The 14,131-nt window shown below is 66.6% G+C and carries 13 protein-coding genes; 8 read left to right on the top strand and 5 right to left on the bottom strand.

Features of this window, described 5'->3' with window-relative positions; genetic code table 11:
* Positions 1-8: 8 nt before the first annotated feature.
* Positions 9-380: a response regulator transcription factor gene (locus ACTEK7_RS23795; RefSeq protein WP_225148029.1), complete on the bottom strand. Its 372-nt coding sequence runs from the start codon at positions 378-380 to the stop codon at positions 9-11.
* Positions 377-1,243 carry a S1C family serine protease gene (locus ACTEK7_RS23790; RefSeq protein ID WP_225148028.1) on the bottom strand — a complete coding sequence of 289 codons (867 nt, stop codon included), beginning with the start codon at positions 1,241-1,243 and terminating at the stop codon, positions 377-379. The genes ACTEK7_RS23795 and ACTEK7_RS23790 overlap by 4 nt, the downstream gene beginning before the upstream one ends.
* Positions 1,244-1,434: 191 nt before the next feature.
* Between ACTEK7_RS23790 and ACTEK7_RS23785 the strand changes: the two genes are divergently transcribed.
* The 4 genes from ACTEK7_RS23785 (at position 1,435) to ACTEK7_RS23770 (ending at position 7,063) form a co-directional block, all read left to right on the top strand.
* A complete protein-coding gene (locus tag ACTEK7_RS23785; RefSeq protein WP_225148027.1) occupies positions 1,435-2,400 on the top strand; it encodes a VOC family protein in 966 nt (321 codons plus the stop codon).
* A gap of 63 nt (positions 2,401-2,463) precedes the next feature.
* Positions 2,464-3,339, top strand: coding sequence for a dihydrodipicolinate synthase family protein (locus ACTEK7_RS23780; RefSeq protein WP_225148026.1), 876 nt, complete (start codon positions 2,464-2,466; stop codon positions 3,337-3,339).
* Between the two features lie 167 nt (positions 3,340-3,506).
* On the top strand, positions 3,507-4,613 hold the full coding sequence (locus ACTEK7_RS23775; RefSeq protein ID WP_225148025.1) for a S1C family serine protease: 1,107 nt from the start codon (positions 3,507-3,509) through the stop codon (positions 4,611-4,613).
* Between the two features lie 125 nt (positions 4,614-4,738).
* Complete coding sequence (locus ACTEK7_RS23770; RefSeq protein WP_225148024.1) at positions 4,739-7,063, top strand: xanthine dehydrogenase family protein molybdopterin-binding subunit; 2,325 nt, start codon at positions 4,739-4,741, stop codon at positions 7,061-7,063.
* Positions 7,064-7,265: 202 nt separating this feature from the next.
* Here the strand turns inward: ACTEK7_RS23770 and ACTEK7_RS23765 are convergent, their stop codons facing one another.
* From ACTEK7_RS23765 to ACTEK7_RS23755, 3 genes are read right to left on the bottom strand one after another with little or no spacing between them, the layout of a single operon-like run.
* Positions 7,266-8,462: an acyl-CoA dehydrogenase family protein gene (locus tag ACTEK7_RS23765; RefSeq protein WP_225142135.1), complete on the bottom strand. Its 1,197-nt coding sequence runs from the start codon at positions 8,460-8,462 to the stop codon at positions 7,266-7,268.
* A gap of 13 nt (positions 8,463-8,475) precedes the next feature.
* The gene (locus ACTEK7_RS23760; protein WP_225148023.1) at positions 8,476-9,624 is read right to left on the bottom strand and encodes an acyl-CoA dehydrogenase family protein; all 1,149 of its coding nucleotides are present in this window, start codon (positions 9,622-9,624) and stop codon (positions 8,476-8,478) included.
* 5 nt (positions 9,625-9,629) lie between these two features.
* The gene (locus tag ACTEK7_RS23755) at positions 9,630-10,484 is read right to left on the bottom strand and encodes an enoyl-CoA hydratase (RefSeq protein WP_036028670.1); all 855 of its coding nucleotides are present in this window, start codon (positions 10,482-10,484) and stop codon (positions 9,630-9,632) included.
* 143 nt (positions 10,485-10,627) lie between these two features.
* Here ACTEK7_RS23755 and ACTEK7_RS23750 point away from each other — a divergent pair, with 143 nt between their 5' ends.
* The 4 genes from ACTEK7_RS23750 to ACTEK7_RS23735 all read left to right on the top strand — a co-directional run bounded on the left by ACTEK7_RS23750 (position 10,628) and on the right by ACTEK7_RS23735 (position 14,121).
* Positions 10,628-11,236, top strand: coding sequence for a LemA family protein (locus tag ACTEK7_RS23750; RefSeq protein ID WP_036009681.1), 609 nt, complete (start codon positions 10,628-10,630; stop codon positions 11,234-11,236).
* A 131-nt stretch (positions 11,237-11,367) separates the two neighbouring features.
* The gene (locus tag ACTEK7_RS23745) at positions 11,368-12,282 is read left to right on the top strand and encodes a TPM domain-containing protein (RefSeq protein ID WP_225148022.1); all 915 of its coding nucleotides are present in this window, start codon (positions 11,368-11,370) and stop codon (positions 12,280-12,282) included.
* A 5-nt stretch (positions 12,283-12,287) separates the two neighbouring features.
* A complete protein-coding gene (locus ACTEK7_RS23740) occupies positions 12,288-12,785 on the top strand; it encodes a TPM domain-containing protein (protein WP_225148021.1) in 498 nt (165 codons plus the stop codon).
* Positions 12,786-13,098: 313 nt separating this feature from the next.
* Entirely contained in the window at positions 13,099-14,121 is a 1,023-nt protein-coding gene (locus tag ACTEK7_RS23735; protein ID WP_225148092.1) for a hypothetical protein, read from the top strand.
* Positions 14,122-14,131: the final 10 nt, after the last annotated feature.

Here is a 14,131-nt window from a genome sequence, read left to right as displayed (position 1 = left end):
TAGGGCTGTCAAAGCTCGATCACGCCGCGGCGCGCCGCATGCGCCACCGCATCGGTGCGGCCGGTGGCGTCGAGCTTGTCGAGCAACGAGCCGACATGGAATTTCACGGTGTGCACGGAGATGCCGAGCTGCCGTGCGATCATCTTGTTGGAGGCGCCCTCGGCCATCAGCGCCAGCACGTCGAGCTCGCGCTGCGTCAGCGCGATGTCCGCAGGCATGATGCGCGGATCGCGGGCGACGATCGTTGCGGCGGGCTGCTCGCCGGGCGCTGCGAGGCGAAGCCCGGCGACATTGCCGAGCAGGGCCGCGAGGCGATCGGCGAGTGTGGGGTCGTCGATCTCCAGCGACAATACGATCTCCGCCGTCTTGTCCTCGCTCACGCCTCCGGCCTTTCGCCGACCGTGACCTTGAAGCTGACCGGCTCGCCGCCACGGTGCACGGCGACGTCGACCACCGCGCCGACGCTCGCAGGTCCCAGCGTTCGCGACAGTGCGCGCACGCCCGACAGCTTCTGGCCGTTGACCGCCACGATCACGTCGCCCTGGCGAATGCCGGCCGCGGCCGAAGGCCCGGCCTTGTCGACATTCATCACCATCGCGCCGATGCCGTCGTCGAGCCGCACCGGCTGCAGCCCGAGGCCGAGATAACCGCGTGCGATGCGGCCGCGCGCCTCGAGCTGCGGCGCGACACGCTCGATCGTCGCGGTCGGGATCACCAGCACGCGTCGCGGCCCGAGCACGGCCATGCCGAAGGCTTCGCCCGATGCATCGAGCGCGAGCCCGCCCTGCTGGCTGCCGCGCAGGCGGACATCGAGCTCGATCCGCGCGTCGATATCGCCGCCGCGCAAGGAACGCCAGCTCTTTCCGGACGCCGACACCATCCCGAGCGCCGCGCTCGGTGTCTCCCGGTTGGTCGCGACCACGACCGACAATGCGCCCAGCGGCGGGACGGTTGCGGCGAGCTTGACCGGCGCGACCGCGGCCTCAGTGCGCAGCAGCGCGATGTCGGTGGTGTGGTCGCGGCCGGCGATCGTGGCAGCGACCCGACTACCGTCGGCGAGGCCGATCTCGACCTCGCCCTCGTCGGCGAGGGCCTCATCGGCGGTGATGATCAGGCCGCTCTTCCAGACGAAGCCGGTCGCGCGAGCGCGATGCGAATGCACCGAGACGACGGACGGCGCGGTGCGCGCCACAATGTCCGCGAGCGCGGAGGACAGTGAGGACAGGGGACTAAGATCAGTCATGGCGGGCTCCCGTAAGTTGTCCTCAATCTGGGATGCCGCGGGCGATTGCGAAACTGGCCGGGTGGCCAGGACCAGGACGGCCTCCGCAAGACCGCGACCGACGAACATGTGATTGGGAGCGCCTCACGGGAACGTGTAGCAATCCCAAAATTGGGCCATTTGGCCTCGAGGATTTCCAGCGAGCCCGACCGATGACCATCGACTTGACCCGCCGCACCCTGCTGCAGCTCGCCGGCGCCACCTCGCTCGCCATGGCCGCCGCAGCCGCGGCCCGTGCCGAGGGCACAGCGCAGGGCGGCGGCCCCACCTTTGCCAGCCCTACGCCGATGCGGGTCGGCATGGTGACGCTGCGGGTGAAGAGCCTCGACAAAGTCGCAGATTATTACCGCGATGTGATCGGGCTCACCGTGATGGAGCGCTCGGCGGCCACAGCCAAGCTCGGCACATCAGGCCTCACGCTGCTGGTGCTGGAGGCCCGTCCCGAAGCCGCGATTGAATCGCGCAGCGCCGCAGGCCTCTACCACACCGCCTTCCTGATGCCGACCCGCAAGGATCTGGCGCGCTGGCTGGTTCATGCCGCCTCGCACCGGGTGCCGTTGTCGGGCTTTGCCGATCATCTCGTCTCCGAATCCGTCTATCTCGACGACCCCGAAGGCAACGGCATCGAGGTCTATGCCGACCGCGACCCCTCGCAATGGCAATGGAGCGAGGGTAGCGTGAAGATGGCGACCGACGAGCTCAACATTCCCGACCTGTTGTCGCTCACCAATACGCGCGTTCCCGATTATGCCAAGGCGCCGGACGGAATGCGCATCGGCCACATGCATCTGCGCGTCGGCGATCTCGCCCAGGCCGAGAGCTTCTATCACGGCACGGTCGGCCTCGACCCGACTCGTCGCCGCAGCGGCGCCGCGTTCCTGGCGTCGGGCCGCTATCACCATCACCTCGGCATGAATGTCTGGCAGAGCCAGGGCGCCGGCCAGCGCGACGAGTCCACGACCGGTCTTGCCTGGTTCTCGCTGGTGATGGCGAAGCCGGAGCTGCTCGCCGCGCAGGAAGAACGGCTGCGCAAAGGCGGTGTGAAGGTCACGGCGCTTGCGGACGGGGTGGAGGCGATCGATCCCTGGGGCACGCGGGTGCGTCTGCTCAGGGTTTGATCGCCGGCGCCGGCATTGGTAATAGCGGTCAGCCGCAAACCAATCGACCGGGCTCAGCGCCGCATGTCCGAATTCCACGGTGTCCTTCCGTATCTCGTCTCGCCCATCGATGCCGACGGCACGGTGCGAACCAACGTGCTGGCAAAACTCTGCGACGACCTGATCGGCGCCGGCGTGCACGGGCTGACGCCGTTGGGCTCGACCGGCGAATTCGCTTACCTGAACGCCGCGCAACGCATGGCGGTCGTGCAGACCACGATTGAGGCCGCGCAGGGGCGCGTGCCTGTTATCGCCGGCGTCGCCTCGACCGCAACGGCGGATGCGGTGGCGCAGGCGAAAGCCTGCCAGAAGTGTGGGGCCGACGGCATCCTTGCGATTTTGGAGGCGTATTTCCCCCTGGCCGATGCGCAGGTCGAATCCTATTTCCGCGCCATTGCCGATGCCGTCGACATTCCCGTCGTCATCTACACCAATCCGCAATTCCAGCGCTCCGATCTCACGCTCGACGTCATCGCGCGCCTCGCCGAGCATCCGCGCATCGGCTACATCAAGGATGCCTCGACCAACACCGGTCGGCTGCTCTCGATCATGAACCGCTGCGGGGACTCCTTGCGCGTGTTCTCCGCCTCCGCCCACATTCCGGCGGCGGTGATGCTGATCGGCGGCCGCGGCTGGATGGCGGGACCTGCCTGCATCATCCCACGCCAGAGCGTGATGCTCTACGATCTATGCACGGCCGGCCGCTGGGACGAGGCCATGGCGCTGCAGCGGCGGCTGTGGCGGATCAACGAAGCCTTCGCCCGTTTCAATCTCGCGGCGTGCATCAAGGCCGGCCTTGCGATCCAGGGCTATGACGTCGGCGGCCCCGTCCCGCCGCAGGCGCCACTGACGGCGGATGCGCGCAAAATCGTGGAAACGGCGCTGCGCGAGCTGGAATAGCTCGCCACGCGGCAATATGCCCCGGCATCCGTGCCGGGCGCAAAATGGTCCATACCTGACCGAGAAACTTCCGCGCGTTTGCGACGTTGCTGCGTAAGCGAGATCCTGCCACTTCATGCATGTGCATCTCACAGCCCGCATTCAGCACAAGACACGGTGATCACCCAATGAATCGTCGCTATGCGATTGCCGCGGCAGCCTTCGCCGCCCTGCTGGTCGCGGTCACGGCCGCGAAGATCCTGCATGTCCCCGTCTCGTATGTCCCATGGGCCGCGCCCTCCGCACGTGCCGTCGAGCAGCGCGGGCCGCTGTGGGACGGCGAGAAGGCGACCATCGACATCTTCGAGCGCGTATCGCCGTCGGTCGTTCAGGTTGCGGCCAAGTCGGCGGCGAGTCCCCTCATGGGCGAGGAGAGCCAGGCCGGCGGCGGTGCTTCCGGCACGGGATTTGTCTGGGACCGCGACGGCCACCTGGTGACGAACAATCATGTTGTCGCCAATGGCGGCGAGATCGCCGTGCGCTTTGCCTCGGGTGAGGTGGCCCAGGTCGACCTGGTCGGCACGGCGCCCAATTACGATCTCGCGGTGTTGCGCATCCGCAGCGTGCGCCAGCTTCCAGCTCCGATTGCGCTGGGCAGTTCGAATGACCTGAAAGTCGGACAATCCGCCTTCGCGATCGGCAATCCCTTCGGGCTGGATCAGTCGATGACCTCTGGCATCATCAGCGCGCTCAAGCGCCGGCTCCCGACCCATGGCGGCCGGGAGATCGCGAACGTTATCCAGACCGATGCCGCGATCAACCCCGGCAATTCGGGCGGGCCGCTGCTGGATTCCGCCGGCCGGCTGATCGGCGTCACCACAGCGATCATCTCGCCGTCCGGATCGAACGCCGGCATCGGCTTCGCGGTCCCGGTCGACGTCGTGAACCGGATCGTCCCTGAGCTGATCCGCAACGGCCGCGTGCCGACGCCGGGCATCGGCATCGTGGCCGCCGGCGAGGATGTGTCGACCCGGCTTGCTGTCGAAGGGGTGATCGTGGTGCGGACGGCCCCCGGCAGTCCTGCCGAGCGGGCGGGGATTCGCGGTGTCAACTTTTCCACGGGAGCGGTCGGAGACATCATCACCGCGGTGGAAGGCAAGCCGGTGCGGCGCCTTGCCGACCTGACCGATGCGCTCGAGCAGGCCGGGGCCGGAAAGACCGTTCGGCTCACGGTCAAGCGCGGCTCGGACACCCGTGACGTGAATGTGAGCATTGTCGATATCGACAGGTCCTAGCCGCCCAATCCGCGCCTGCAAGGGGCTCTGACGCGCATTGCAGATGTGCCGGGGCTCGGTTGTCTGGCGCGCAAAATCGGTTAAAACCGCGCGGTCGTTTTTCCGGATCTCGAGGATACAGCGGAATGAACATTCTTCCCGGCAATTTGCGTTTCGGAGCGGGGCAGCCCGTCAAGCGTTTGGAAGACCAGAGGCTGCTCACCGGGAAGGGACAGTTCATCGACGACAAGCCGGCCGACGGCGCGCTGTGGTTGCACGTGCTGCGCTCGCCGCACGCCCACGCCAAGATCGTCTCGATCGACACCAGCGCCGCGGCTTCGATGCCGGGCGTTGCCGCGATCTACACCGGCGCGGACCTCGTCAAGGACGACATCGGTACCATCCCGACGCTGAACATCTTCAAGCGCCCGGACGGCAAGCCGATGACCGTGCCGCCGCGCCGGCTGCTCGCCCACGAGGTCGTCCGCTATGCCGGCGAGGCCGTGGCCGCGGTGGTGGCGTCATCGCGCGTGGAGGCGCAGAGCGCGGCCGAGGCGATCGTGGTCGAATACGATGTGCAGCCCGCGGTGGTCGATCCCGTCGAGGCGGTGAAATCAGGCGCGCCCGTGGTGTGGCCGGAGGCGCCCGACAACATCGTCGGCGCCATGAGCTACGGCGATGCCGCCAAGGTCGACGAGGCCTTTGCCAAGGCGGCGCACACCGTCGAGCTCGATATCGTCAGCCAGCGTCTCGTTCCGTCCGCGATGGAGCCGCGCTCGACCATTGCCGAGATCGACAAGAAGTCGGGACGTCTCCTGCTGCACGTGCAATCGCAGACGCCGGCCTCGACCCGCGACGTGCTGGCGGAAGCCGTGCTCAAGCGTCCCAAGGACAGCGTCCGCGTGCTGGTCGGCGACATCGGCGGCGGCTTCGGCCAGAAGACCAATCTCTATCCCGAGGACGGCATCGTCGCCTATGCCGCGACCAAGCTGAACAAGAAGATCCGCTGGCGCGGCGACCGCACCGACGAGTTCGTCGGCGGTACCCACGGCCGCGATCTCACGTCGACGGCGTCCTTCGCGCTGGACGAGAAGGGCAAGGTGCTGGCCTATCGCGTCAAGTCGATCGGCTGCACCGGGGCCTATTCCTCGGGCGCGGCCAACATCATCCCGCTGGTGCTCGGGCCGTTCGTACAGACCGGCGTCTACGATCTGCCGCTGGTGCATTTCGAGGTGAAGTCGGTGATGACCCACACCGCGCCGGTCGGGGCCTATCGTGGCGCCGGCCGCCCCGAGGCGGTGTTCATCGTCGAGCGTCTGTTCGACGCCGCTGCGCGAAAAATCGGCATGGACCCGCGCGCGATCCGCAAGGCCAATTACATCAAGCCGGCGCAGCTGCCCTACACCAATGCGGCCGGCCAGGTCTACGATTCCGGCGCCTTCGCGCACATGCTCGACCGCGCCGTGAAGCTCGCCGACTGGGACGGCTTTGCCGCGCGCAAGAAGGCCGCGAAGAAGAAGGGCCTGCTCTACGGCCGCGGACTCACCTCCTACATCGAGTGGACCGGCGGCCGCGCTCACACCGAGAAGGTCAGCCTGCACGCGACCTCGCAAGGGCGCGTCGTGCTGCATTCCGGCACCATGGCGATGGGGCAGGGGCTGCAGACCACCTACACCCAGATGATCTCCGACACGCTCGGCATTGCCATGGACAAGATCGACGTGGTGCAGGGCGACACCGATCTTGCCATGGGCTTCGGCAGCGTCGGCTCGCGGTCGCTGTTCGTCGGCGGCACCGCGGTTGCGGTCTCCTCGAATGACTTGATCCAGAAGGCGCGCGAGAAGGCCGCGAACGTGCTGGAGACTTCGGTCGAGGATATCGAATATCAGGGCGGCATGCTCACCGTGGTCGGCACCGACCGCCGCATCAGCCTGTTCGATCTCGCCGAGAAGGAGAGCGGCGCCAGGCTCAGCGTCGATTCCGAAGGCGAGGTCGACGGTCCCAGCTGGCCGAACGGCACGCATATTTGCGAGGTCGAGATCGACCCCGAGACCGGCGTCTCCAAGGTCGTGCGCTACACCACGGTCGACGACGTCGGCGTCGCCGTGAACCCGATGCTGGTCACCGGCCAGATCCATGGCGGCGTCGCGCAAGGCATCGGCCAGGCGCTGTATGAAGGCGTGTCGTATGATGCCGACGGCCAGCTGCTGACCGCGAGCTACCAGGATTACTGCATCCCGCGCGCCGATGACGTGCCGCCGATCGTGGTGACGCTGGATGATTCCGCGCCCTGCCGCACCAATCCGCTCGGCGCCAAGGGCTGCGGCGAATCCGGCGCCATCGGCGGCCCGCCCTGCGTCACCAACGGCGTGATGGACGCGCTCGCCGAGCTCGGCATCACCCAGCTGAACACGCCCCTGACGCCGCAGAAGATCTGGCAGGCGATCCGGGACGCGAAGGCGGCGGGGTAAGTGCGCTAGCTGTTGCGCAGGCTATTGCACCAAACTCAGCTCGTCGTCCCGGGGCGCGCAAAGCGCGAGCCCGGGACCCATAACCACAGGGAGTGGTTGTCGCGCGAAGCTGGCAACTCCGAGTCCCCGTAACCACCTCGGCCTGTGGTTATGGGTCCCCGCCTCCGCGGGGACGACACTGAGGATGTGGCGCCGGTTCGCCCTAAATCCCCAGCATCATCTTCGCGATAATATCCCGCTGGATTTCCGAGGTGCCGCCAAAGATGGTGTAGGCGCGGCCGTTGAGATATTCCGGCATCACCGTCAGCATCTCCTCAGGCGTCGCCGGCTCGTGGTTGAGCTTGTAGAGCGGGCGCATCGGCTCGACGGCGAGGGCGTCATGGCCGATCACGTCGGCCCCTAACCGCGTCACGGCCTGGCGGATCTCGCTGTTGCGCAGCTTCAGGATCGACGACACCGCGCCGGGATTCTGGCCGGTCTGGAGTGCCGAGAGCACGCGCAGCTCCGTCATCTCGAGCGCGTCGATGTCGACCTCGACCTCGGCAATCCGCGTCGCGATGTCGGGGCTGTCGATGGCGCGGCCCGTGAGGTCGGACTCGGCAAGATCGGCAACCGCCTTCAATCCTTCGCGCAGCTTGGCCGAGGCGATGCCCGCGCCGCGCTCGAACTCGAGCAGATATTTGCCGTAGGTCCAGCCCTTGCCTTCCTCGCCGACGCGGTTGGCGACGGGCACGCGGACGTCGTCGAAGAACACCTGGTTGACCTCGTGGTCGCCGCCGATGGTGAGGATGGGACGGATGGTGATGCCCGGCGTCTTCATGTCGATCAGGATGAAGCTGATGCCGTCCTGCTGCCGCGGCCCATCGCTGGTGCGCACCAGCGCGAACATGCGGTTGGCGTGATGGGCGTGCGTGGTCCAGATCTTGGTGCCGTTGATGATGTAGTCGTCGCCGTCGCGCACCGCGCGCGTCTTGAGGGACGACAGATCTGAGCCGGAGCCCGGCTCGGAATAGCCCTGGCACCAATAATCCTCGCCGGAGAGAATCCGCGGCAGGTAGAAATTCTTCTGCTCGGGGCTGCCGAAGCCGATGATGACGGGTCCGACCATCTTCACGCCCATCACGTTGACGTTGGGCACGCCGGCGCGGGCGCATTCAGTCTCGAAGATCCAGCGCTGCGCCGGCGTCCAGTCGGGGCCGCCATATTCGACCGGCCAGCCCGGCGCGCCCCAGCCTTGGGCGTGCAGCGCGCGCTGCCAGGCCATGCCGATGTCGGGATCGGAGAACACCGATGGCGTCAGCGCGGTCGCGCGCTTCATTTCCTCGGTGAGATTCTTGGCGATGAAGCCGCGCACCTCGCTCTGGAAGGCGCGCTCCTCGGCATTGAACGACAGGTCCATGATGCGCTCCTTGTTAAGCAGAGATGGCCCTGCGGCCCAGCTCGGCGTGGCGGGCATAGTGATGCGCGCTGCCGCCGAACAGCGTGTCGAACGCGACGAGGCGCTTGAAATAGGCGCCGACCTCAAGCTCCTCGGTGACGCCCATGCCGCCATGGAGCTGGATCGACTGCTCGCCGACGAAGCGCGCGCATTTGCCGATCTTCGCCTTCGCGCCCGAGGCTGCCCGGGCACGCTCGATCGGCGCGCTATCGGCCTTCAACGCCGCGCGCAGCGCCATCGAGCGGGCCTCGTCCACCTGCATCGCCATGTCGGCGAGGCGGTGGCGGATCACCTGGTTGGCGGAGAGCGGCCGGCCGAATTGTTTTCGGATCTTGGTGTAGTCGAGCGTGGTGTCGAGCAGCGTCTGCATGATGCCGACAGCTTCCGCACCGAGCGCGGCCATGGCGCGATCGATCGCCCATTCGATCGCGGGCACGGCGTCGCTGCCGTCGCCGAGCAGGGCGTCTTCCGGCAGATGCGCGTCGAACAGCTCGATGTTGCAGGCGCGTCCGCCGCCGAGACGAGGATAATCACTGATGACGAGGCCTGACGTCGTCGCCTGCACGAGGAACAGGCCGATCCGGCCCGAGGGGCCCCGATGATCGTGGATATGCGCGGAGACGATGATCTCGTCGGCGGCATGTCCGTCGAGCACGGCGATCTTGCTGCCGGAAAGGCGCCAGCCTTGTCCGGTCTTGTTGGCGCTGGTCGTGACCTTGGCAAGATCGAACCGGGCGGCGCGCTCCGAATGCGCCAGCGCAAGCTTCAGTGATCCGTCCGCCACCTTGGGCAGGCTCGCCTGCTTCTGCTCGCTGGTGCCGCATCTGGCGATCAGCGCGGCCCCGAGCACGATTGTTGCGACATAAGGTTCAGAAACCAGGCCCCGGCCGAAGGCCTCCATCAAGATGCCGATGTCGACCGCGCCGCCGCCGAGCCCGCCGAACTCTTCCGGAAGCGGCAGCGCTAGCCAGCCGAGCTCGGCGAATTGCTTCCAAACGGCCGGGCTGAAGCCGAGCGGATCGTTCGCCATCTTGCGGCGGTGCTCGGCATCGTAGCTCTCGGCCATGAAACGTTCCGCGCTTTCGCGCAGCAACTTTTGCTCGTCACTGAGATTGAGATCCATCGCGTCTACTCCGCGGCGGCCGGCGGCTTGCGCACGGAGGGATGCAGGCCGGATGGATCGACGATCATGCCGAACTCCTGGAGATTGTGCGCGTGGCAGAGCTGATGCAGCGCGAAGGCCTGGTCGATCGCGGCCGGCTGGCCCATGACGTCGACCGAGCGGTTGACCGCCTCCTTGGTCAGCTTCAGCGCGAAGGACGGTTTTGTTGCGATCCTTCGCGCCAGCTCCAGCACGCGCGACGACAGCTCGGCGCGCGGCACGATTTGGTTGACCATGCCGAGCTGGTGCGCCTCCTGCGCGCTCCAGCTGTCGGCGGTGAACAGGAACTCCTTGGCCTTGCGTGGTCCCAGCTCCCAGGGATGCACGAACCATTCGACGCCGCACACGCCCATGGTGACGACGGGATCGCAGAACTGCGCATCGTCGCTGGCGACGATGAGGTCGCAGGCCCAGGCCAGCATCAAGCCGCCGGCGATGCACTTGCCATGCACCTCGGCAATGGTGGGCTTTGCCAGATTGCGCCAGCGCCGGGTGATCTGGAGATAAATTTCCTGCTCGCGGGCGAACCGGCCATGGGCGTTCGGCTCGGCAAAGCCACCCCAATTTCCGATCGGCGGGAAATCGACCCCAGCGGTATTCTTGTCTCCGGGGCGCAGGTCGTGGCCGGAGGAGAAGTGCGGCCCGTTGCCTGCGAGAATGATCACCTTGACCGCATCGTCCTGCACCGCCGCGTCGAAGGCGGCGTTGAGGTCGTAGGTCATTTGCAGGTTCTGCGCGTTGCGCGCCTCGGGCCGGTTCATCACGACACGGACGATCGCCGGCTCAGGCCGTTCCACGAGGATGGTCTCGAACGAGGACATCGCGTTCCCCCTGGTGTTTCCGCTCTTGTTTTGCCGGAGTTGACTATGTCGGCCGGTGCGAGGCAAGAGGCTTGCGTCAGCCGGCTGCTTTTCTCAGGCGCGCAATCTGATAGTTTGCGCCGGATTCCACCGGGAGAAATTTAATGCGCAAGATCCTGACCGTGCTGGCCGCCCTGGCCTCGCTGAGCCTGACCAATTGCGGCTACAACGCGATCCAGAGCGAGGACGAGCAGATCAAGGGCAATTGGTCCGAGGTCGTGAACCAGTATCAGCGCCGCGCCGATCTCGTGCCCAATCTCGTCAACTCGGTGAAGGGCTTTGCCCAGCAGGAGAAGGACGTGCTGCTCGGCGTCACCAATGCACGCGCCAAGGTCGGCAGCATTCAGGCGACGCCGGAGGTGCTGAACGATCCCGCCGCGTTCCAGAAATTCCAGGCCGCGCAGAGCGAGCTCTCCAGCGCGCTGTCGCGCCTCCTGGTCGTCACCGAGAACTATCCGCAGCTGAAGTCCGATGCCCTGTTCAAGGACCTGATGTCGCAGCTCGAGGGCACCGAGAACCGCATCACGGTGGCGCGCAACCGCTACATCAAGGCGGTGCAGGATTATAACGTCACCGTCCGCTCGTTCCCGACCAATCTCACCGCGATGGCGTTCGGCTACAAGGAGAAGCCGAACTTCTCTGTCGAGAACGAGAAGGCGATCTCGACCGCGCCGAAGGTGGACTTTAACGCGGCGCCGGCGCCGTCGAAGTAAGCGCGTCGTTTCGAATGCGCGCCCCACACTCCGCTGTCATTCCCCGCGAAGGCGGGGAATCCAGTACGCCGCAGCCTCTCCGCATCCCACGGGCGTCTCTGGAATACTGGATCGCCCGGTCAAGCCGGGCGATGACAGCGAGGATTTGGTGGACGCATCGAGCGATCGCCTCTTTTGTGTTCGCCATCGCACTCCTCCTCACCTTTGCCTTCCCCTCCCACGCCGACGTCGCCGTCCCCCAGCTCACCGGCCGTGTCGTCGATCAGACCGGCACGCTCTCCAGCAGCGACATCGCCACGCTCACGCAAAAGCTGCGCGACTTCGAGAACCGCAAGGGCAGCCAGATCGCTGTCCTGATCGTCGCGACCACGCAGCCGGAGACGATCGAGCAATTCTCGATTCGCGTCGCGGAGGCCTGGAAGATCGGTCGCAAGAAGGTCGACGACGGCGCGATTCTCGTCGTCGCCAAGAACGACCGGCATTTGCGCATCGAGGTCGGCTACGGTCTCGAAGGCGTGCTCACCGACGTCACCTCTCGGCGCATCATCGACGAGGCGATCACCCCCAAGTTCAGGAGTGGCGATTTCGCCGCGGGCATCAGCGCAGGCGTGGACCGCATGTTGCGGGTGATCGACGGCGAGCCGCTGCCGTCACCCTCGCGCAGCGTCAACTTCGCCCACAATAGTCTAGATGATCTGGCGCCGGTGTTTGCGGTGGCGCTGTTTGCCTCGATCGGCGTCGGCGGGTTCTTCCGCGCCATCCTGGGGCGGCTGCTCGGATCATTGGTGACCGGGGGCATCATCGCAGCGGTAACCTGGCTCATTCTCGGCTCCGCGGCGCTCGCGGCGGCTGTCGGCATCCTCGGGTTCATCGTCGGATTCATCGCCGATCTGTTTTCGGCGATCACGCCGGGCACGGGCCGCTCGCGCGGCGGCTCGTGGTCGAGCGGCTCCTCCGGCGGATGGAGCAGCGGATCGTCGAGTAGCGGCGGCTTCAGCGGCGGCGGCGGCAGTTTTGGCGGCGGCGGCGCCTCGGGGAGCTGGTAGCGATCATGAGCATCAAGCGCATTGCCCGACATCTCGTGCAGCATCACTGGCGGGCGAAGCAGATCTTTCCGCAAGCGGTGCTCGACCGCATCGAGCAGGCGATCAAGCGCGGCGAAGCCACCCATTCCGGCCAGGTCCGCTTCGTCGTCGAAGGGGCGCTCGACGGCGGCCCGCTGTTCCGCAACCAGCCGGCCCGCGAGCGCGCGCTCGACGTGTTCTCGCATCTGCGTATCTGGGACACCGCCCACAACAATGGCGTTCTGATCTATCTCCTGCTCGCCGACCGCGACGTCGAGATCATCGCCGATCGCGGCATCGACGCGAAAGTCGGCGCGGAGGGTTGGGAGACGATCTGCCGCGCGATAGAGGCCGAGTTCAGATCGGGCCGGTTCGAACGCGGCGTGATCAGTGGCATCGAGGCCGTCTCGCGCGAGCTGGCAAAGCATTTTCCTAAGCAAGGGCCGCATGCGAACGAGCTGCCGGATGCTCCCGTCGTGATGTGACGGATAGTGATTTGATCGGAGCGCGCGCGGCGCGCTCCGTCATTGCGAGGAGCCCTTGCGACGAAGCAATCCAGACTGCCTCCGCGGAGCTGCGCTCGCAATGACGCCATGGGGGCCATTCCGCCCCCGTTCATCTTCCCCCGATTACGAACTGTTTCACGCCCGCCACACCGGTTCCACTTTCCCGGCCCAATTCGGCCCCGGATGAATTCCTAAAATTTCGGTAAGCGGGTCCCGAGGTAAGGATTTCGCAAGCAATGAAAGTTACCAAAAGGTCAACCGAGACTGGAGTATTTGAGCCGTGAGCGAACCAATGCCCGAGCAGGCTGCCCAGGATGCCGCTGCCATCGACGCCGCAGCACCGCAGGCCTTCGAGGCTGCCGCCGGTATCGAGGCCCCCTCGATCGCCCCCGACCACGAAGCGCCGCCCAAGCCCGATCCGGTCAAGCCGGATCCGGTCAAGGCGGACGCCCCGAAGATTGAGCCGCTGCGGATCGAAGTGCCGAAGTTTGAGGCCAAGACTGAGGCCAAGACTGACGCCAAAGCTGAGGCCAAGCCCGAGCCGAAGCACGGCAAGCTCATCGTCATGCCGCCCGCCGACCGCGCCTGGGAGCGCGAGGAGTTCGCTCCGCATGGGAAGGCCGACGAGCCGCGCGAAGCCGGCAGCAAGCGCCGGCTGTCGGCGATGGGCGCGGTGGTGGCGATTGCCGCCAGCGTCGGCGCGATCAGCGGTGCGCTCGCGACCGCCGGCATGATGCGTTTCGCCGCACCCGCCCCGGCTTCGGTCCAGGTCGCCGATACCAGCGCGCTGGATGCCTCCATGGCGCGGATCGACGCCGACCTCGTCGCCCTGAAGGCCAATGTCGAGCAGAGCTCGAAGACCGGCCTCACCCAGTTCAACCGGGCCAACGACCGCCTGGACAAGCTCGAAAAGGCGCAGGCCGAGCCGCTGGCCAGGATCGCAAAGCTGTCCGAGGCCGTCGACAAGCTCCGCGCCACGCCGCCCGCCGCGCCCGCGCAGGCCGCAGCAGCGGTGCCCAAGGAGACCACCGGCTCGATCGCGCCGACCCAGCCCCAGACCCAGGTCGCGACCGCGGCGGCCGCACCGGCCCCGGTCGGCGCAGCGCCCAAGACCGAAGTCGGACGTCTGCCGACGATTGAAGGCTGGCGGCTGCGCAACGCCAGCAACGGCGGCGCGCTGATCGAGGGCCGCGACGGCCTCTACGAGGTCTATCCTGGCGATCCCATCCCCGGCGTCGGCCGTGTCGATGCGATCCGCCGCCAGGATGGCCGCTGGGTGGTCGTCACCTCAAGGGGGCTGATCGTCGGACGCTGAGCGTCCGATA

The organism is Bradyrhizobium sp. JHI2711 (genome assembly GCF_056156565.1).
Note: the sequence above shows the minus strand (reverse complement) of the source record. Positions and strands in the feature narration are given on the sequence as shown.

What these genes read in the sequence shown, in the direction of transcription:
- ACTEK7_RS23790 (WP_225148028.1), bottom strand. Translation starts at nt 1,243, where the DNA reads ATGACTGATCTTAGTCCCCTGTCCTCACTGTCCTCCGCGCTCGCGGAC.
- ACTEK7_RS23785 (WP_225148027.1), top strand. Translation starts at nt 1,435, where the DNA reads ATGACCATCGACTTGACCCGCCGCACCCTGCTGCAGCTCGCCGGCGCC.
- ACTEK7_RS23780 (WP_225148026.1), top strand. Translation starts at nt 2,464, where the DNA reads ATGTCCGAATTCCACGGTGTCCTTCCGTATCTCGTCTCGCCCATCGAT.
- ACTEK7_RS23775 (WP_225148025.1), top strand. Translation starts at nt 3,507, where the DNA reads ATGAATCGTCGCTATGCGATTGCCGCGGCAGCCTTCGCCGCCCTGCTG.
- ACTEK7_RS23770 (WP_225148024.1), top strand. Translation starts at nt 4,739, where the DNA reads ATGAACATTCTTCCCGGCAATTTGCGTTTCGGAGCGGGGCAGCCCGTC.
- ACTEK7_RS23765 (WP_225142135.1), bottom strand. Translation starts at nt 8,462, where the DNA reads ATGGACCTGTCGTTCAATGCCGAGGAGCGCGCCTTCCAGAGCGAGGTG.
- ACTEK7_RS23760 (WP_225148023.1), bottom strand. Translation starts at nt 9,624, where the DNA reads ATGGATCTCAATCTCAGTGACGAGCAAAAGTTGCTGCGCGAAAGCGCG.
- ACTEK7_RS23755 (WP_036028670.1), bottom strand. Translation starts at nt 10,484, where the DNA reads ATGTCCTCGTTCGAGACCATCCTCGTGGAACGGCCTGAGCCGGCGATC.
- ACTEK7_RS23750 (WP_036009681.1), top strand. Translation starts at nt 10,628, where the DNA reads ATGCGCAAGATCCTGACCGTGCTGGCCGCCCTGGCCTCGCTGAGCCTG.
- ACTEK7_RS23745 (WP_225148022.1), top strand. Translation starts at nt 11,368, where the DNA reads ATGACAGCGAGGATTTGGTGGACGCATCGAGCGATCGCCTCTTTTGTG.
- ACTEK7_RS23740 (WP_225148021.1), top strand. Translation starts at nt 12,288, where the DNA reads ATGAGCATCAAGCGCATTGCCCGACATCTCGTGCAGCATCACTGGCGG.
- ACTEK7_RS23735 (WP_225148092.1), top strand. Translation starts at nt 13,099, where the DNA reads ATGCCCGAGCAGGCTGCCCAGGATGCCGCTGCCATCGACGCCGCAGCA.